The 18,832-nt window shown below is 68.4% G+C and carries 15 protein-coding genes; 12 read left to right on the top strand and 3 right to left on the bottom strand.

The genetic code is table 11. The features are described 5' to 3' along the window. The first annotated feature begins 112 nt into the window (after positions 1–112). The 4 genes from ACGFI8_RS30040 to ACGFI8_RS30025 all read left to right on the top strand — a co-directional run bounded on the left by ACGFI8_RS30040 (position 113) and on the right by ACGFI8_RS30025 (position 4,270). A complete protein-coding gene (locus tag ACGFI8_RS30040; protein WP_392810008.1) occupies positions 113–553 on the top strand; it encodes a Rieske (2Fe-2S) protein in 441 nt (146 codons plus the stop codon). A gap of 27 nt (positions 554–580) precedes the next feature. After that, entirely contained in the window at positions 581–1,894 is a 1,314-nt protein-coding gene (locus tag ACGFI8_RS30035; protein WP_392810007.1) for a DUF4142 domain-containing protein, read from the top strand. A gap of 106 nt (positions 1,895–2,000) precedes the next feature. Continuing rightward, positions 2,001–2,996 carry a DUF1996 domain-containing protein gene (locus tag ACGFI8_RS30030; protein WP_392810006.1) on the top strand — a complete coding sequence of 332 codons (996 nt, stop codon included), beginning with the start codon at positions 2,001–2,003 and terminating at the stop codon, positions 2,994–2,996. Between the two features lie 227 nt (positions 2,997–3,223). Continuing rightward, positions 3,224–4,270: an RICIN domain-containing protein gene (locus ACGFI8_RS30025; protein ID WP_392810005.1), complete on the top strand. Its 1,047-nt coding sequence runs from the start codon at positions 3,224–3,226 to the stop codon at positions 4,268–4,270. A gap of 59 nt (positions 4,271–4,329) precedes the next feature. On the opposite strand, the gene ACGFI8_RS30020 is transcribed toward ACGFI8_RS30025, so the two are convergent. From ACGFI8_RS30020 to ACGFI8_RS30010, 3 genes are all read right to left on the bottom strand, one after another. Continuing rightward, positions 4,330–7,068 (bottom strand): ATP-binding protein, encoded by a 2,739-nt coding sequence (locus ACGFI8_RS30020; RefSeq protein WP_392810004.1) that lies wholly within the window; start codon positions 7,066–7,068, stop codon positions 4,330–4,332. Between the two features lie 127 nt (positions 7,069–7,195). Then, on the bottom strand, positions 7,196–10,657 hold the full coding sequence (locus tag ACGFI8_RS30015; protein ID WP_392810003.1) for a right-handed parallel beta-helix repeat-containing protein: 3,462 nt from the start codon (positions 10,655–10,657) through the stop codon (positions 7,196–7,198). After that, a complete protein-coding gene (locus tag ACGFI8_RS30010) occupies positions 10,654–11,397 on the bottom strand; it encodes a hypothetical protein (RefSeq protein ID WP_392810001.1) in 744 nt (247 codons plus the stop codon). The genes ACGFI8_RS30015 and ACGFI8_RS30010 overlap by 4 nt, the downstream gene beginning before the upstream one ends. A 364-nt stretch (positions 11,398–11,761) precedes the next feature. Between ACGFI8_RS30010 and ACGFI8_RS30005 the strand changes: the two genes are divergently transcribed. The 8 genes from ACGFI8_RS30005 (at position 11,762) to ACGFI8_RS29970 (ending at position 18,808) form a co-directional block, all read left to right on the top strand. Beyond that, a complete protein-coding gene (locus ACGFI8_RS30005; RefSeq protein WP_392809999.1) occupies positions 11,762–12,208 on the top strand; it encodes a hypothetical protein in 447 nt (148 codons plus the stop codon). Positions 12,209–12,272: 64 nt separating this feature from the next. Further along, a complete protein-coding gene (locus ACGFI8_RS30000) occupies positions 12,273–12,572 on the top strand; it encodes a WXG100 family type VII secretion target (RefSeq protein WP_392809998.1) in 300 nt (99 codons plus the stop codon). Positions 12,573–12,595: 23 nt separating this feature from the next. Then, the gene (locus ACGFI8_RS29995) at positions 12,596–12,892 is read left to right on the top strand and encodes a WXG100 family type VII secretion target (RefSeq protein ID WP_392809997.1); all 297 of its coding nucleotides are present in this window, start codon (positions 12,596–12,598) and stop codon (positions 12,890–12,892) included. An 84-nt stretch (positions 12,893–12,976) separates the two neighbouring features. Next, positions 12,977–13,315, top strand: coding sequence for a hypothetical protein (locus ACGFI8_RS29990; protein WP_392809995.1), 339 nt, complete (start codon positions 12,977–12,979; stop codon positions 13,313–13,315). A 126-nt stretch (positions 13,316–13,441) separates the two neighbouring features. Continuing rightward, positions 13,442–15,664 (top strand): hypothetical protein, encoded by a 2,223-nt coding sequence (locus ACGFI8_RS29985; protein ID WP_392809994.1) that lies wholly within the window; start codon positions 13,442–13,444, stop codon positions 15,662–15,664. A 170-nt stretch (positions 15,665–15,834) separates the two neighbouring features. After that, entirely contained in the window at positions 15,835–17,997 is a 2,163-nt protein-coding gene (locus ACGFI8_RS29980; RefSeq protein ID WP_392809992.1) for a hypothetical protein, read from the top strand. 21 nt (positions 17,998–18,018) lie between these two features. Further along, positions 18,019–18,435: a YbaB/EbfC family nucleoid-associated protein gene (locus ACGFI8_RS29975; protein WP_392809989.1), complete on the top strand. Its 417-nt coding sequence runs from the start codon at positions 18,019–18,021 to the stop codon at positions 18,433–18,435. Between the two features lie 4 nt (positions 18,436–18,439). Then, positions 18,440–18,808 carry a hypothetical protein gene (locus tag ACGFI8_RS29970; RefSeq protein ID WP_392809988.1) on the top strand — a complete coding sequence of 123 codons (369 nt, stop codon included), beginning with the start codon at positions 18,440–18,442 and terminating at the stop codon, positions 18,806–18,808. Positions 18,809–18,832: the final 24 nt, after the last annotated feature.

Raw genomic sequence — 18,832 nt, 5'->3', positions numbered from 1 at the left:
TCGTCCCGTTCGTAGTGTGCAGGCATACGGTTCGCGTTTTCGGCGGTCCGGTGCGATCCGGGTGCATTCAGCCAAGCACACCTTGGCACAACGACAACGAGGAGGTCGCCCAATGGGCGGTGTCAACCGGCGGACAATTCTCATGGGTGCTGGCGCGGTGGGCGTCTCAACCACGGTAGCCGCGTGCGGAGGCGGTGAAGAGCCGGCAAACCAGCACACCCATCCGGCAACGGACGCCGAACCGGCGAAGGCGGCGGCCCAGGATGGTGCCCCGCTCGCCAAGGTGGCCGACGTTCCGGTGGGCGGTGGCGTGGTGCTCGCTGAGGCGGAGGTCGTGCTCACCCAGCCCACCAAGGGCGAGATCAAAGGCTTCACCGCGAGCTGCACCCATTACGGTTGCACGCTGGCCGATGTCAAGGACGGCACGATCAATTGCAGCTGCCACGGCAGCAAGTTCGATCTGGCCGACGGCGCGGTACGCAACGGCCCGGCGGTCGGCGCGTTGCCTGCGGTGGCGATCAGAGTCGAGGGCAACGAAATCTTCCGGGCTTAGGCCACTACGGCATCTCCCCCCGGAGGCATGGCGATGAAGCACCTCCACCTCGTCAAGGCGGTGGCCAGTCTCGTCGCCGCCGCGGCCTGGGCCATTCCCCTCGCCAGGCCGACCCTGGCCGCGCCGGACGACCTCAGCACGGCCGACCGAGACCTGCTGGTCCAGGTCCGCCTGCTGAGTCTGCTGGCGCATCCGGCCGGCGTCACCGCGCGCGACAGGGGAGGCGACGAACAGGTGCGGCAGATCGGCGAGAAACTCGCCACCGAGCACGGCGATCTGGACCGCCTTGTCCGCGTCGTCGCCGCCCAGGTCGGCGTGGAGTTACCCGCCGCGGCGCCCGCCGAGGAGCAGGACTCCCTCCACGAGCTGGCGGCCGCGCGTGACGAGGAGTTTGATCGAGTATTCGTCGGGCGGCTTCGTGCCGCGAACGAGCGGGTGTTCCCGATGATCGCCGCGGTGCGGGCGAGCACCCGCAACGACGCGGTACGTGCCTTCGCGACCACCGCCGACGCCTACGTGGCACGTCATCTCGATTACCTGGACGGCACCGGGATGGTAAGCCACACGGCACCGCCAACGGTCAAGGCCGGTGGCGGATCCGGCTGCCGGCCCAGCCTGGATGCGCTTGACGGCGTCGAGCTGACCACCGAAGGCGGGCTCGGTGCGGCCGACCGTGAGTTCCTTGTATGCCTCAGCCAGGCCGTCCTCTGGAAGCAACTCGCGGGCATCCTCGCGCAGCAGCGCGCGGCCAGCGCACACGTCAAGGAGACCGGCAACCTGATCACCGACGAGGCGAGGGAACTCAACCGGGAGGTCCTGTCCGCCGCCAAGCGACTGAACGTGCCGCTGCCCGCCCGGCCGAACGCCGAACAGCAGAAAGCGCTGACCAAGCTCGACGCCGCCACCGGTGCGGACTTCGACCGGACCTTCGTCAAGCAGCTCCGTGTGGCGGACGGCGAATTGCTGTTTGCGAGCGCGGAGATCCGCGCCGGTACGCGCAACGACGTGATCCGCACATTCTCCGCGACCGCCAACAGCGTGGTGCTGCGGCATATGGCGTACCTGGAGGGCAGCGGCCTGGTCCGGTACGAGGAACTCCCGACGCCGCCGCGCGCGGCCGGATTGACGACGACGGGACTGGAACGCGATGACGGCATTCGCCCAGCTGCGATCTGGCTGATGCTGGCCGTCACCGTCGTCGTCGGTGCCCTGACAAGAGGCCGGCCCGTCGATACGACACATCGGGCGACTACCCGTAGCCCATCGAGAGAGGTGATGCGACATGAGTTACCAAGCACCCCCGAGGCGCCAATGGTCCTTGAGTGGAGGAGATCCGACTAGGGACGAGAGTCCGGTCGGGTACGACCGCCCGCGCGAGTACCAGGCGCCCCTGGAACATGGTGAGCCACGACGCGGTCGCTCGCTGTCCGGCCGCACCGTGGTGTGGGTGGTCGTCCTCACTCTGGTGACGACGGTCGGTCTGTGGTGGGCCTTCCGGGACGACCGACCTCCGGCGTCCGGTCTTCCGGACACGGCGGCGGCCGCGGACGCGGCGCACAAGCACAACGACGCACCGGCGGCGAGCGACTACATCAACATCCTCGACGTGCCCCCGGGGACGCAGAATCCACCGGCCGGCCCGAACGCGTCGACCGGCAGCTACCGGCACGACTGCGGTCGCAACGAGAACGGGTTCTACAACCCCGACAACTTCATCGTGGTGCCGGGCAAACAGAGCGGCGCGCACCACATGCACGACTACCTCGGCAACCAGTCGGTGGACTGGCGCACCACCGACCAGAGTCTCGCCGCGTCGACGGCCACATCTTGCCGGCTCGCCGACCAGTCGTCGTACTTCTGGCCGGTGCTTCGGGATATCACCAAGGTCGGCGCGGACTCGGAACAGGTGGGTGGCGGCAAGGACGGCAACATCGGCCGCATCCTCCCCCTTGCGGACGTGCGGATGGAGTTTCTCGGAAACGCCCAGTCGAAGGTCGTGGCGATGCCGCGGTTCCTGCGCCTGTGGAAAGGGAACGCGAAGGCCATCACGAGCAACCTGCAATACGCTCTCGCCCAGTGGACGTGCGCCGGGTTCAAGGATCGGTTCACGATGAAGTACCCGCTGTGCCCGGACGGCGCCGTGCAGCGCGTCATCGAGTTCCCGAGTTGTTGGAACGGCAAGGATCTCAACAGCAACGACACCCGCAGCCACACCGCCTACCCTGACAAGAACGGCGCATGCCCGGCCGGCACACGTGCCATCCCGAAGCTCGTTATCACGCTCACATACTCCGCCGTCCCACCTGGTCGGGCCTTCGCCCTCGACGCGTTCCCGGGGGAGCACCACAGACCGGAGACTGACCATGCCGGTTTCGACAATGTGATGGCGGACGACCTGATGGCGTTGATCGTCGATTGCGTCAACGACGGTCGCGCATGCTGAGGTCGGAAGGCGGATCGGCTTGAGCACGTGTTCGTCGGGCGAGGGGTGCGGTTGCGGTACGAGAGTCGAAGCAGCCGCACCCCGCGATCGGCCAGCCCCAGCCACACCTCGTCGGTCTGCAGGCCGGTGTCCGCGACCAGCGCCCGAATCGCTTCAGAAGCCCTTGAATTCCCCGCTCCGGTCGTACGTCTTATGGACATGCGCTACCGATCGAGCGGGGGCTGAGCATGCCCAATGATCGAGACCACAACGCGTCGGCGGATTGGGACGACGCGGGATGGGATCAGGCGACGTTCTGGCACCGTCAAGCCGAAACGTCTCCGACCGAGCCACCCGACACCACCCGGCTGAACGCCGCCCGGCACGAGGTCGTCGACGGACAGGAAGACGGCACGGCGTCCCGCCGGGACAGTGCCATGCCGGTCTCCGGAGCCCCGGCGGACCCGCTGATCTCCCTCCGCGCGGCCATGCGGCGCGGGTTCAGCCGGGCACGGTTCTGGGAGCGAGGCACGTCAGGGGCGACGAGAACAGGCTCCAACCGGATCGCCATCGCCATGCTCGTCGTCGTCGTGGTGTCGGTGACGTCGGTGGCGTTCGCCGGGCTACCGAACCCGACGACGGATTCCGCGGCCGGGCCCGCTGCCGAGCCGCCGCAGGTCGAGCCCACCGCAATGTCCGACCGATCCCAGGCTCCGCCCACGGAGGCGACACCCACGCCCAACAGTGCTTCGTCCCCGAGTATATCGAGCCCGCAGTCCCCTCTGGCCACGTCCGGGCCGGGCCCGTCAGCCCGGCCGAGCAAGGATAGGCCCACGTCCATTGCAGCGAACGGCGCCCGGACGACGCAGCAGTTCCAGTTCTCCAGCAGAGTCTGCGGCAAGTCGTTCGGTGTGTCGTCGAGCTCAGCCGCGGACGGCGCCCCGATCGTGGCGATCGGCACGGGCGGCCCGGCGGCGCGGTGGCGGCTGGTAGACGCGGGGTCCGGGTTCTTCAACATCGTCAACGTCGGCACCGGCAAGGCTCTAGACAACCCCGACGGCTCCAGCGACCTGGGTACCCAGATGCAGCAGTGGACCATCATCGGGAATGGCAACTACAACCAACAGTGGCAATTCGTGGACGTCGGAGCCGGCTACCGGCTGATCGTCAATCGGGCGAATGGGATGGCCCTGGACCTGCGGGACGGCGACACCGCCGACGGGACCGTGATCCAGCAGTGGACGGCCTTGCCCGACGATCCGAACCAACAGTGGCGGCTGGTGCCTGTGAGCTGAGTCCTCGGCACTCCCCTGTCCGCGGTGACGCTCGTCCCCAACGCCAGCCGGGGATACCGTCATCCTCCCCGCACGGACTGGCGACCGGTCTCCTCCCGGAGCACCACCCGGGCCAGCTGGACCCGCGACGTCACCCCGAGCTTGCGGAACACGGAGCCGAGATGCGTGTTGATGGTATGCGGGGAGATCGACAACTCGGCGGCAGCCAACCGGTTGGTGTGGCCCTCGGCGATAAGCCGCGCCACCCGCCGCTCCGTCGCTGTCAGCGCGCCCCAGCCCAGTGCGGGCCGCTCCGGTGGACGGGCCTGGCGGCGGGCCCCCGCCGCCCGCAGTATGTGCTGTACCCGCGCGAGTTCCGCCCGGGCGCCGATGCCGGCGTAGGCATCCAGGGCTTGGTTGAGCAGGGTCACCCCGTCCGCCCGCCGGCGGTGGCGCAACAGTGCCTGGCCGTAGTCCGCGACCGCGTCGGCGTAGGCCAGCGGACGCGGTGCCTCGCGCAGCGCCTCGGCGGCTTGGCCGAGCAGATCGATGCTGCCGTGCACCAGCCCCGCGGTCTGCGCCGCGAGCGCACTGGCCGTCACGACGCCGGGATTACGCGCGGCATACGCCTGTGCCTGCTCGGCGAGTGCCCGGGCCAATTCCCGGTCGCCGGCGTTCAGCGCGATGCGTACCGCCCGGGCGACCCGGACACGAAGGATCCGCCACCGCATCAGGTTGTCCGTGAAGCCTTCCCGCCGCATCACACGCACGGCAGTGTCGGCGTCTCCGTCACGGTCGGCCAGCCAGGCCTCCATGAACCCGACGAACGCCCGGTCACCGGGTGTCGGACGCACGGCCAGGTCCGAAGAGGCGGCCGCGAACCACGACCGGGCCGCCGTGTCGTCCCCACGCAGGCCGGCGATCCAGGTCAGCATGAGGTGGCAGCCCACGTCGTAGGAATGTTCCTGCAGTTCCGTGTCGAGCTCGGTCACTGACCGGAAGTGCGCCTCCGCGTCATCGAGCCGGCCCAGCCCCAGGTTGTACAGGCCGTGAGCCCACGTCAGGGCGGCGATCTTGGGCTGCCATCCGCCGAGTTCGAAGCCCCTGCGGGCCTCGGCCAGGCGCTGCTCGGCGGTCTCGAAGGCGTCCAGATGCAACAGCGCCAGGATCTCCTCCGTCCGGAACGATGCATCGAGGGTCCGCAGCCGGACGAAATGCTCCAGGGCTTGCTGGCAGAATCCGGCGTTCAACGCGATCTCGCCGAGTGCCCACACCGCGGTGGTCTCGGCCGTGCGGTCCTGGGCGTGCCGGGCCTTTTGCAGCGCGGATTCGCCGTCCACCCGCGCCGAGTCCAGATCGCCGCCTCGAGACAGCGCCAGCGCCCGCACCGCGGCCAGCCGGGCGGCCGTCCGCGGCGAGGACCCGCCCTCCTCCAGCGCCTGATCGACCCGCCGGTGCAGCTCGGCAACCAGACCCAAGTTCCACAATGGACGCGCCAGATCCACGATCAGGCGACCGCGCTCGACCGCGCTGGGGCGCGCGGTCAGCAGCCGGTCGCCAAGGTCGAGCGCCTCCTGGCTACGGTGGGCCGCGGACAACAACCGGATGGCCTCCACGCCGAGCTGCGGGTGTGTCGGACCGGCAGGGTTGGTCAGGTCCAGAGCTCGCAGCATCAGGTCGGCGGCAAGCCCGGTCATCATCTGGCGCACATCGGACGCCGCCTGGCGCAGCAGGCTCACCGCGCCGGCGTCACCCGGGGCCGCGCCGAGCAGCACGTGCTGTGCCGCGTCGATCGGTTCGCGCCCGGCAGCCATCAAGCGAGCCGCGGCCGCCCGGTGCAGCGCCTTGCGTGCCGAGGCCGGGATGTCGGCGTAGACGGCTTGGCGGACCAGATCGTGCCGGAACGCGATCCGTTCGCCGTCGTCGACCAGTACGCTGGCGATGCCCGCGGCTAGGTCGTCGAGCAGCGAGGTAGTTGACGTGCGCAGCAGCGCCGCGACGTCGGCGAGGGTGAACCGGCGGCCAAGGACGGCGCCAACCTGAAGGAACCGCAGGGTCCTGACGGGCAGCGCGCGTAGCCGGCCGCGTACGGCGAGCATGATCGGGGCCGGCGGGCCGTCGGCCGGAAGACCCCCCGTGGCCTTGATGCCGCGCAGCATCTCGACCACCAGGAACGGGTTGCCGCCGGCGCCTTGCAGCACGGCGCGTTCCCGCTGATCGGTCGGCCTCTCCAGGATGTCCTGGACGATCTGCTCGATGTCCTGCGGGCCGAGCGGGCCGAAGCGTATCTGCTGAACCGGCACGACCCGGCCCGCGGCGGCGGCGATCTCCTGCCCCGCGTCACCTCCCCTGCTGGCCAGCAGGAACAGCACCGGTGAGCCACGCAGCCGGGCAGGCAGGATCCGCAGGCCGAACCGGCTCAGCGGGTCTACCCACTGCACGTCGTCGACCGTCAGCAGCAGCGGGGAGGCGGCCGCGCGTGCCTCCAGAAACGTGGCCAGCTGCTCGACGAGCCAGTAGCGCTGCTCCCGCAGCTCGAACAGGGCCGCGACATCGCCGGACGACAGCAACGGGCGCGCGCCGGATTGCAGCGTGGACAGCAGGGTCGTACCGGGCGCGATCTGATCGAGCTCCTCAGCCTTGCCGCTGCCGATCACGTACCCCAGCTCCGCCGCGCGGCGCCCGACCTCGGCGAGGAACACGGACTTGCCGATGCCGGGCTCGCCCGTGACCACGACCATGCGCGCGTCGCCACGCTCGGAGAGATCCTCCATAACGCGGACCACGCGGCGGATTTCCTGGCCTCGACCCCGCAGCATCACCTGCTCGTCCTACATCAACATGCGCTCGCGGGCCAGACCCTGTCCTGCGTGAATCCCACCGCCCACGAGTCGTCCCACCCGCCCGGGTGGCGTTCTCCATCAGAAAATGGCAGGTCATGCCCAGCTATGTCCCGGCGGGTGGCGCCATCCTAGGCCGGCGTGGGCGGGTTGGGGCCATCGTCAGAGCCGCATCGCTTCCGGTCGTTGTGGTTCCACCGGCGCCGTGCACCGGTCCGGGAACAGCGGAGTCCGCAACCGCTCCACCCGACGGTCTCGGCACGGGTGTGATGTCAACCGGCTGCAGCACCTGCAGTTCGGCAACCGACGGATCGGTTCGTCCGCGCAGTCGGCCGGCCTGCCGGGTGACCGCCATGTCGAGCAGTTGGCGGGCGTACCGGCCGTTGCCGAACGCGCGTCCGATCGGTACCGCCGAAAAGTGGGTCCGCAGCGCGTCGAGGGTCTCCCAAGGGCACTCGTACCCGCTCGCGCCGGCCAGGTTCTGGAAGATCGCGACCAGTTCGTCCGGGGTGTAGTGCGTGAAGTGGATGTGCCGGGTGAATCGTGACTCCAGCCCGGCGTTCGCGGCGAGGAACGAGGCCATTTCCTCGTCGTAACCCGCGACGATCACGACGACCTCGTCGCGATGGTCCTCCATCAGCTTCACCAGCGTGTCGATCGCCTCGCGGCCGAAGTCGTTGCGGGCGTCGGGCGGGCTGAGGGTGTACGCCTCGTCGATGAACAGCACGCCGCCGCGGGCCCGGTCGAACGCCTCCCTGGTCCGGTGTGCCGTATGTCCGATGTACTCGCCGACGAGGTCGGCGCGGGCGACCTCGATGACCTGTCCGCTGCTGAGCACGCCGAGCGCGGCCAGCAAGCGGCCGTAGAGCCGGGCCACCGTGGTCTTCCCCGTCCCGGGTGGTCCGGAGAAGACCAGGTGGCGGGAGACCGGTGGGGTGGGCAGGCCGGCCCGGATCCGGGCCGAGACGTTGGCAAGCAGGTCGATGAGCTCTGCGACCTCGCGCTTGACAGCGCTGAGCCCGATCATCCCGTTCAGCGTCGCGAGCAGGCCGTCCACCTCGGAGCCCCGGTCGCCATCGGCGCCTCGGGGCGCGGCCTGAGGGGCGTCGATATCCTGCGGTAGCAGCTGGGCCAGCTCCACCCCGCTGGAGGCCCCCTCGGCCGAGAGCCGGTACGCCTGGCGGCCGATCATCTCCTCGAAGATCTTCCGGGCGACCCTGGCGTTGCCGAACGACTCGGTCCGGGGCATCGCGTCGAACAATCGGGCCAGGGCGGCGCGGGTGTCGTACTCGAGCACGTAGTGGTGGGTGCTGCAGAGATGGTCCACGATGGTGACCAGCTCTTCGGTCGTGTAGCTGTCGAACTCGACGGTGCGCGAGAAGCGCGAGGCGAGCCCAGGGTTACCGGCCATGAACTGCCGCATCTGCGGCGAGTAGCCGGCGACGATGACGACGACCTCGTCGCGATGGTCCTCCATCAGCTTGACCAGGGTGTCGACGGCCTCCCGGCCGAAGTCGTGGCCGCTGCCGCCATCGATCGGGTTCAGCGTGTACGCCTCGTCGATGAACAGCACCCCGCCGAGGGCCTCGGTGAACTTCTGCGTCGTCTTCACCGCGGTGCCGCCGATGTGCTCGGCAACGAGGTCCGCCCGCGACGCCTCGACGAGTTGGCCGGCCGACAGGACGCCGAGGGCCGACAAGATCTGGCCGTAGAGGCGTGCCACCGTGGTCTTGCCCGTCCCGGGCGCGCCGGCGAAGACGAGGTGACGGGACATCGGCGGCCGGGGCAGCCCGGCCTCCGCCCGTCGCTGGGCCACCCGGTGCAGTCCGACCAGGGTGGCCACCTCCTGCTTGACGGCGGCCAAGCCGACCAGGCCGTGCAACTGGGCGAGGAACGGCTCGGCCGCGTCGGTACCGCTCGGCGTGGTGCCCATCGCCTGCGCCCGCTGGTCCTGGTGGTTCGGCGTGGCCGGCTGGCCCGGTTGGCGCACGACCGGTGCCGACGGGTCCGGCCGCGGTCCCGTGCCCCGTGCGGTGGTGAGGTCCGAGGCGTTCACCCGGCGGATCTGTTCCCCGCGGTTGCCGGTGATCGACGAGCTGGCGAGGTCGACCGGTTCGGCGGTTTCCAGCAGCACCCCGTCGGTGCCGTTGTCGAAGATCTGGGACTGCACGAGCGCGCCCCGGGAGCCGGGCCCGAACCGGACGCCCACGGCGGCGCCGCCGCGTACCCGGCTGCGTCGCAGCTGGAGATCACCGGCCGACTCGACGAGAATTCCGGCCACGCTCGCCGTACCGATCTCGCAGGCGTCGACGGTCGCCTGCCCGTCCGAGGCGACGACCAGGCCATGCCGCCCGCCACGCAGCCGCGCGTCGGTGAGCGTCATCCGCGCGTCGGCGAGCCGGACGCCGGCCACACCACAGTTCTCGATGGTCGAGTTGCGCACGGTGCCCCGCCCGCCATCGATGCTCTGTACGCCGTACTCGGAGCAGTCGGCGACGAGCGTCTCCTCGATCACGGGATCGGCGCCTGTCCGGATCAGCACGCCGGTCCGGGCGCCGCGCACGTCGCAACGGACCAGCGAGCCGCGCGCCGTACCGTCGAAGAGCGCCGCCACCTCGCCTGCGCTGGATATGCGGCAGTCCTCGATGGTCGGCGTGGCGGTGTCGGTGAACGCGAGCGCTGCGAGGCTGGTCTCGCCGAACCAGCAGCCGATGAGATGGCCGGCGCTGTTGCCGAGCGCGAGGACCGCGTGGCCGCTCGTGCCCTCGACCTGGCAGCGCGTCAGCCTGGCGTCGGTGTCTCCGGCGAGCACGATCCCGTGCCCGTCGACGGCCTGGACGACGCAATTCTCCAGCACGGGGGAGCCGCCGGTGGCGACCAGGCCCGGCCCGTAGGTGTCATGGACGGTCGTCTGCCGCAGGCGGACCGCGCCGCCGTCCTCGACGGCGACCGCCGGACCCGAGATCGCGGTGAGTTCGCAGTCGAGGAGGCTGCCGCGGCCCCTGCGGGTCGAGAGCACCCCCGGCCCCTGGCCACCGGTGATCACACAATCGACGAGCTGCGGGTCGGCGCCGGTGGCGATGACGATCCCAGGACCCGCGGTGTCGCGTACGGTCGACGACTGGACCGTCCCGATCGCCCCTTGCTCAAGCAGCAGCCCGGCGCCCGAGTCGTTCTGCACCACGCAGTTGCGCACGTCGAGGCGGCCGCCCCTGGCGTGCAGCCCGACCAGCCCGTCGGCCCGCAGGTCGCAGTCCGTCATGGTCAAGGAGCCGCCGTTGACCTGGACCGCGGGAAAGGTCTCGCTGCCGCCCACGACGGTGACGCCGCGCAGGGTCACCGAGCCGGCGCCGACGAACACGGCGACGCCGTCCGGCGCGCGGAGCGTGACCGTACCGGGACCGTCCTCGGCGGCCAGCGTGACGTCGCCGACGATCCGGAGTTCCTCGTAGTAGACGCCCGGTTGCAGCACGACGGTCACGCCGGGCCCGGCGGCGGCCAGCGCGTCGGCGATGCGGGGCAGCCCGCCCGGTTCGGTGTGCGACACCGACACCACACTCTGATTCATGCCGGTGAACCTCCGGTGGTGAGTGCGAACGGGTTACCCCATCGATCGAGGCCGAGCGGAAAACCCAAGGTGCCCGTGTGCTGGCCACTGCCGGTGCCGACGGTGCTCTGCCGGAGCCGCTGCAATGTCTCGTCCCACCGCCCGGCGGCTTGGGGTCGCTCGCCGCTGCGGTCCCGCAGCAGGACCCGCAGCCGGCCGTCGGTGGCCGGATCGTCGACGGCGAGGACCGCGAACCGGCTTCCCGGCGGGAAGGTCGCGGTGGGCTGTGCCTCCGGTGTGAACCGGTCGACCCGGCGCGCGCTCACCGACCATATGACGTACTCGACCGCGGACGCCGGGCCGGCACCGCCGGTCAGCCGGACGTCGACGAAGGCCGGCTCGACGAGTTCGTCACCGGCGCGGTAGACGGTCCCCACCGCCGCATCGCTCGTGGCGTAGACCGGGCCGATGACCGTGGGCAGGCGGCGGAGTCCGCTCGTGGCGCCGCGGGCGATCAGGCTGTACGGCCCGGCGGGGTGCTCGACCTCCCCGCGCAGGACGGAGTTCACCGACTGCCGCTCGGCCGCATACGCGCACAGCGCGACCAGGTCGGTGACCAGGTCGGCACCGCCGCCTGCGGCCCGCAGCCCAGGCTCCTCAGCAAGGGTACGGGTGACGATACGGGCGTACGCGTCGTACCGGTCGGTCAGCACGCGGCGCAGCCGGGCGCGGTCCTCGTTGCCCCACGTGGCCGGGTCCATCCACTGTGGAACGCTCGACGGCGGGGGAGCGGCGCGCGCGGGCGCAGGCGCGGGACGAACCGGGCTGGGCCGGGCCGAGGCGCCGGCCCCGGGCGCGGGGCGAACCGGGCCGGACAACGCCGGGAGGTTGGCCGCGGGCTGGGCCGTCGGGTGGGTCGCCGGAAGCCCGGGCAGCTCGCGCCACCGGTTCGACCACCGGCTTGGATCGAGTACGGTCGCCCGGGAGGTCAGCGTCTCGGGCGTGTCGTTGATCCGGCCCGGTTGATCCGGTTGGGCCGACGGCTCGGGCGCCTGCGAGGGCGGCCTGGCCGGAAGCGGTGCCGGGCTGGTCAAGCGTTCCCCCTCTCGGCCCGACGCTGAGGTCGTGCGACTGGTCCCGGACACAACGGATGCCCTGGACGTCGGGTTCATCAGGATCGTCATGACGCTGCGCAGGCCATCGGGCGTGACCTCGGGTGGCGCCGGCGGCTCCCGAAGGCTGATCTCGCATGACGCTCCTCGGGGATCACGGAAGTTCCATCTTCGTTTCCAGTTGATGAACCTGGCCGCGCCTCTCTTCGTTGTCTACGCCATGACCATGGCTGCCACCAGGGAGATGTGCCGCCTCACCGTCTGCGGGCCGACCCGCCAGACCGGGGTGTCAGTGCCTGCCCATGTCGTGGGTTGCGACCCACTGCCGGTCATCCACCTGGGGCCGCGGTCCGAGCAGATCCCACTGGTCGACTTCGACGACCTCATCGAAGCCGCCACCGCCCTCGATCCACGGGCCGGCGTGGTGAGACCGCGCCTGGACGCGCCGGCGAGGAGGTGAGGCCGCTGACATCCGCCGGATCGAACCGGCACCAACGTCCACGAAGAACGAAGGGTGAGCAACCATGACCAATCCGTTGGCGAATACCGTCGACGACGCCACCATCACCGCGACACTCCACGCTTTTGAAACCACGATGGCGCAAGTCAATGCCGCGATCCAGTCGGTGGACGCGGTCAGCGGCTCCGTGCAGTGGACCGGTGTCGCCGCAACCACCTACCGCAACTCCCTCGCCGAATGGATCGGCGGCGTGCAGCAGGTCCGCTCCGGTCTCGAGCAACTGCAGACGGCGATGACGCAGCACCTGAACATCTCGACCAACACCGAGGACGAGGCAGCCACGAACGCCAAGTGGTTCGCCTAATCAACTAGGGAGGAGTCGCACTCATGGCGACTTATGCTCTGAACCCGAACGGCCTGCTCGACTCGGGTATGGAATTGCGCGGCGTCACCAGGTCCATTGAGGCCGCACTGCAGGACCTCAACGGATACGTCAACCAGTTCATCGCCACCAACGCCGGAAACGCGGCAAATTCCTACCAGCAGGCGCAGAACACCTGGAACAACGGCCTCGACCAGATGCGGGCGGCGCTCGACAAGGGCGCCGTCGCCATCGACACCATCCGCGACAACTACCACATCGCGGACAGCAAGGGTGCGTCCCTGTTCGGAGGCAATGTCTAGGAGCCCTTTGTTCGCGTGGCAACGTCCAGCGGGCGCCGTCGGCACGGACCGCTGGACGTGCCCTGAACCGTTACGGAGGAGAACGTGGGAATCACGGTCGACGAAGCCTTTCTTGACAACGCGGCGAAAATCAACGACACCATCGCCCAGGACGTCGTGAACTCGCCGAAGGGTGACATCAAGACGATCGTCCTGAAACCCGGGCACAACAACTTCACGCTGGGCAACAACGTGAATGCGGCGGTGGCCAAGACCGGCGCGGATCTGGACGCCCGACTGACGGAGATCCGCGAGACGGCCAGCCTGCGCTCCACCCAGCTGAAGATGTTCATCGCCGTCACCAACGACACGGAAAGCTTGAACGACCTCACCGCGCAGGATTTCCTGACCAAAACCCCATCCTGGAACACCGGCAGCAAGTAGCCGGCTCCGCCGATGTGGCCGGCATGGCCGTACCCGCCGCGACCCTCGTGGAGGTGCGGGCCGTGCCGGCCCGCCGGGCATGACCTGACAAGGGCCCTCGGGCGAACCTGAATTGAAGGGATCACGATGACGTCGCCGCTGGATTGGCATCCCGCAGTCCGCGACATCCTGGGTATGCAGGATGACGTTGATCCCTCTCGCGTGAGCGAAAAAGCCTGGATTGGCCTCGATATGTCGTACTGGGAGACCAGAGGCTGGACAGAGAACTGGGAGTCGCCCGGGCCAGGTCAAACCGGTGCGTACCCGTGGAACCACTGGATGCCGCAGGGGCCGGGCAAGGATAACTGGAACGAGATCACGCTCTATCGACTGCGCACGGAACACCTCACAAGCGGCGCATACCAATACCACACCACCTTCCAGCTCATCCGGGCCTGGGTCTTCTTCTACCTGGGCGCGCAAGGCGGGGATGGCAAGGACTCGCCGTCCAAGCAGGCCGACCTGCTGATCACTGCCGATCAGTCGATTATCGACAATATTGGCAATAACCAGTCTCTCGATCCGACGATGTTCAACGAGGTCGCCCAACGTTTCCGGCAGGTATGGCGCTACCTCGTGGGCGATGGCCAGAAGCAGCTCAATTCGGTGTACAAGGAGATCGACGACAGTGGGGTGGCCGAAGGTGACGCCGCTGACGCCTTTTCGTGGGCCATGCGCGACATGGCGCTCGGGATGACAATGCTCGCCGCCAACATCGAGGGCACGGGGCAAACAACGAACTGGACGTACCGGCTGGAGGATACGGCGAAGGCCATAGTTACCTTCAAAAAGGAGATGAAGGCCGCCTGGGACGCGTTCGTCGCGTACCAGCATCACAACCCGAACACCCTGGTCGACGCCTTACTCAAGTCGATGGAGCGCCAGGTCGACGCCCAACCGGCAGATCTTTCCGGCGGCGACCGGTTTGCATCCTGGTACTTCGACTTCGGGGATATCTTCACCAAAGCCGCAAACAAAAGATATGACCTCATCCAGCAATCCGAGTGGACGAGGCTGAATAGCGATCTGAAGAACGAGTGGATTCAGCGTTGGCAGAAACTCGACACTGACTCGCGGGCGGCGACCGGAAATCTGATCACCGCCTACAACGATCTGCTGAACGTGTTGTCGCGTGGCGTGATCAAGCTGCCGCACATGCCCTATCCAGGTCTGAAGCCACCGGACGAAAAAGGGCCTAACGAGCCGCCGCCGTCCCAAGGTAACTCCGAGCTTCCGCCGCCTGGGACGGGCGGTTCGAACGGCGAGCTGCCCCCGACCGATGGCAGTGGTTCGGAGCTTCCGCCGCCTGGGACGGGCGGTTCGAACGGCGAGCTGCCCCCGACCGGCGGCAGTGGTTCCGAGCTTCCGCCGCCTGGGACGGGCGGTTCGAACGGAGAGTTGCCGCCGTCTGAGTTCGGCGGCTCGGGCGGTATGACGCCTCCTCCGAACAGCTTGGTTGCCGGGACGGATTTCGGCGGCGGTCCGGATAGCTCGGGCGTGGACGGCTCGGGCGGCTTCAACGGCCCCGGTCTCAATGGCCCCGGCGGTCTCGACGGCTCGGGCGGCGTCAATGGCCCTGGCGTCAACGGGCCTGGCTTGGATGGGCCTGGTCTGGGTGGCTCCGGGTCGGACATCGGTGGCTTCATCGGAGCCGGTAGGCCCGGTCCGGGTGGGGCCGGCGTTGGCAGTGGTGGCAGTGGGCGGCCGGGTGGTGCCGGTGCGGGGCTCGACGACGGCATCGAGTCCGGTGCGGGTATCGGTGCGAATACACCAGCTCCGCTCGATCCGAACGACCTCGGCTCCGGCGGTTTCAAGGGTCTTGATCCGAAGGGTCTCGGCTCCGGCAGTGGCCTGACACCGCAGAGGCCCGGTGGCTTCAGCATTGGACCGCTGGGCACGCCGCCGCCCGGGTACACGCCTTCGCAGCTGACCAACTTCCCGGCAGCGGCTGTGGCGGGCGGGGCGTACGCGTCCGGTGGCGAGAACATCGGCGGGTTGCCCGGTGCTATGGCGATCCCGACCCCGGCGCCGGGTGGCGGTCTGGGCGCTGCGGGCGGTATGGGCGGCATGCCGTACATGCCCCCGATGGGCAACCCCGGCGGTGGCAAGGACAACGAGAAGGACCGCGAACGCAATACCTGGTTGACCGAGGACGAAGAGGTGTGGGGAACCGATCCGGACGTCACGGCCGCGGTCATCGGCCGGGAGGACTACGAGCCCGAGCCCGCCACCCAGCCGACCCGCCGGCCGGCCCAGCCCCGCAAGCCCGAGCCCACGTACGAGCCCACCCGCGGGCGCGGAAACCGATAGATCACTTCACCAACACCCCATCCTGGAACACCAGCAGCAAGTAGACGGCTCCGCCGATGTGGCCGGCACGGCCGTACCTACCGCGACCCTCGTGGAGGTGCGGGCCGTGCCGGCCTGCCGGGCACGACCTGACAAGGGCCCTCGGGCGAACCTGAATTGAGGGGATCACGATGACGTCACCGCTGGATTGGCATCCCGCAGTCCGCGACATCCTCGGTATGCAGGATGACGTTGATCCCTCTCGCGTGACGAACCCAAACTGGATGACCCTCGACACGGCGTTCACGGGGACCACGGAGGACGCATCGCAGAGCCCGTGGAACCACTGGATGCCGCAGGGGCCGGGGCAGGGTAACTGGAACGAGATCACGCTCTATCGATGGCGCCGATACAGCGGCAACACTTCGGTATTCACTTACCAACTCATTCGGGCCAAAGTCCCCTTCTACGAGGGCACGCAAGCGGGGGATGGCAAGGACTCGCCGTCCAAGCAGGTCGACCTGTTGCTCACTGCAAATCAGTCGATTATCAACAATATCGGCAGCAACCAGTATCTCGATCCGGCGATGTTCAATGAGGTCGCCGAGCGTTTCCGGAACGTGTGGCGCTACCTCGTGGGCGATGGCCAGAAGCAGCTCAACTCGGTGTACAAGGAGATCGACGACAGTGGGGTGGCCGAAGGTGACGCCGCTGACGCCTTTTCGTGGGCCATGCGCGACATGGCGCTCGGGATGACAATGCTCGCCGCGAACATCGAGGGTACGGGGGCAGCACCGAACTGGACGTACCGGCTGGAGGATACGGCGAAGGCCATAGTCGCCTTCCGCGACAGCATGACGAAGGTCTGGGACGCGTTCCTCGCGTACCAGCACCACAACCCGAACACCATGGTCGACGCCCTGCTCAAGTCGATGGAGCGCCAGGTCGACGACACCGCTCGCAATAATAAGCCGGCTGCTACTGTTGATCCGCTGGCCGCCTGGTACTTCAACTTCGGGGATATCTTCACCCAGTCCGCCAACACCCAATATGACCTTATTCAGCAATCCGAGTGGACGCGGCTGAATAGCGATCTGAAGAACGAGTGGATTCAGCGTTGGCAGAAACTCGACACCGACTCGCGGGCGGCGACCGGAAATCTGATCACCGCCTACAACGATCTGCTGAACGTGTTGTCGCGTGGCGTGATCAAGCTGCCGCACATGCCCTATCCAGGTCTGAAGCCACCGGACGAAAAAGGGCCTAACGAGCCGCCGCCGTCCCAAGGTAACTCCGAGCTTCCGCCGCCTGGGACGGGCGGTTCGAACGGCGAGCTGCCCCCGACCGGCGGCAGTGGTTCCGAGCTTCCGCCGCCTGGGACGGGCGGTTCGAACGGAGAGTTGCCGCCGTCTGAGTTCGGCGGCTCGGACGGCGTGACGCCCCCTCCGAACAGTCTGGTCAGCGGGGCGGATTTCGGCGGCGGTACGGACGGCTCGGGCGTGGACGGCTTCGGCTCTGGCTCTGGCTCCGGCGGTTTCGGCGGCTTCAACGGCCCCGGCCTCGACGGGCCTGGCCTGGATGGGCCTGGCCTCGTCGGCTCCGGGTTTGGCATCGGTAGCTTCATCGGAGCCGGCGGGCCCGGTCCGGGTGGGTCGGGCGGCGGCAGCGGCGACAACCGGCGGCCCGGTGTCGTGGGTGCGGGGTTCGACGACAACCTCGAGTCCGGCGCTGGTATCGGTAGCGGCTCGGGTACACCATTTCCGCTCGATCCGAATGCCATCGGCTCCGGCGGGTTCAAGGGCCTTGATCCGAATGCCATCGGTGCCGGCGGATTCAATGGCCTTGATCCGAATGGTCTCGGCGCCGGCGGCTCCGGCACTGGCGGGCTCAGGAGCCTCGATTCAGGTGGCTCCGGCAGTGGCTTCAACATTGGACCGCTGGGCACGCCGCCACCGGGATACACGCCCTCGCCGATCGCCAACCTCCCGGCCGCGGCCGTGGCAGGCGGAGCGTTTGTGTCCGGCGGCGAGAACATCGGCGGGCTGTCCAGTGCCATGGCGATCCCGACCCCGGCGCCGGGCGGCGGCCCGGGGGCAGTGGGCGGCATGGGTGGCATGCCGTACATGCCCCCGATGGGCAATCCCGGTGGCAAGGACAACGAGAAGGACCGCGAACGCAACACCTGGCTGACCGAGGAGGAAGACGTCTGGGGGACCGACCTGGATGTCACGGCCGCGGTGATCGGCCGGGAGGACTACGAGCCCGAGTCCGCCACCCAGCCGACCCGCCGGCCGGCCCAGCCCCGCAAGCCCGAGCCCACGTACGAGCCCACTCGCGGGCGCGGGAACCGATAGATCAACTGGAAGGCGAACGACATGTCCACGTCATGGCAAGACGACCTCGAACGGGCCTACACCGAACTGGAGCAAAGCCAAGAGGCGCTCCGTCAGGTACACACCGACTTGGCCGGTCGGACGGTCACGGTGAAGTCCAAGAACCGGGCGGTCTCGGTCGTCGTCGACGCACAGGGCGAGGTGCTCGACGTCAAGTTCCACTCTCGAGCCTACCGATCGATGCCCGCTGCCGAGCTGAGCGCCTTGCTGGTTGAGACGATCGGACAGGCGCGCAAGCAGGCGATGGCCGAACTCGCGTCGATGTTCTCCGCCGTGCTTCCCCCAGCCGTGCCGATCGCCGGCATGCTCAATGGAACGGCGGACATCGATGAAATGATGCGCGAGATAATGCGGCAGGTCCCCTCTGACCTCGGCACGCCGCCCGCGGAACGGGGCTGAGGACATGGCCCTCAACCCCTTCAGCAACATTATCCAGGCCGATACCGAGAAGCTGGACGGCGCAACGTTCTACGCGTACGGACGGGAACTACAGCTCGTGATCGACGAGCTGAAGAGCGAGTTCGCGGCCTGCTGGCCAATTGCCGACGAAATTCGCGACCAGTCAGACAGGACGATCATCGATGCAGTGGACAACCAGATGAAGTACATCGACTTTCTGCTGTCCGAGCTTCGCGACCTCTCTCATGGTGACGCCGACCAGGTGAAATTCCTCTCAGACATGCTCAATAACGTGGAGGAAATCAACAGGGAATACGCCGATTTCAACGGCACTCATTCGGAAGATTTCCACGGTACGGGTTCGAAACACTGATGGCCGGCGCCGTGAAGGCGCCGG

This window comes from Dactylosporangium sp. NPDC048998 (genome assembly GCF_043197855.1).
Lineage (GTDB): Bacteria > Actinomycetota > Actinomycetes > Mycobacteriales > Micromonosporaceae > Dactylosporangium.
Note: the sequence above shows the minus strand (reverse complement) of the source record. Positions and strands in the feature narration are given on the sequence as shown.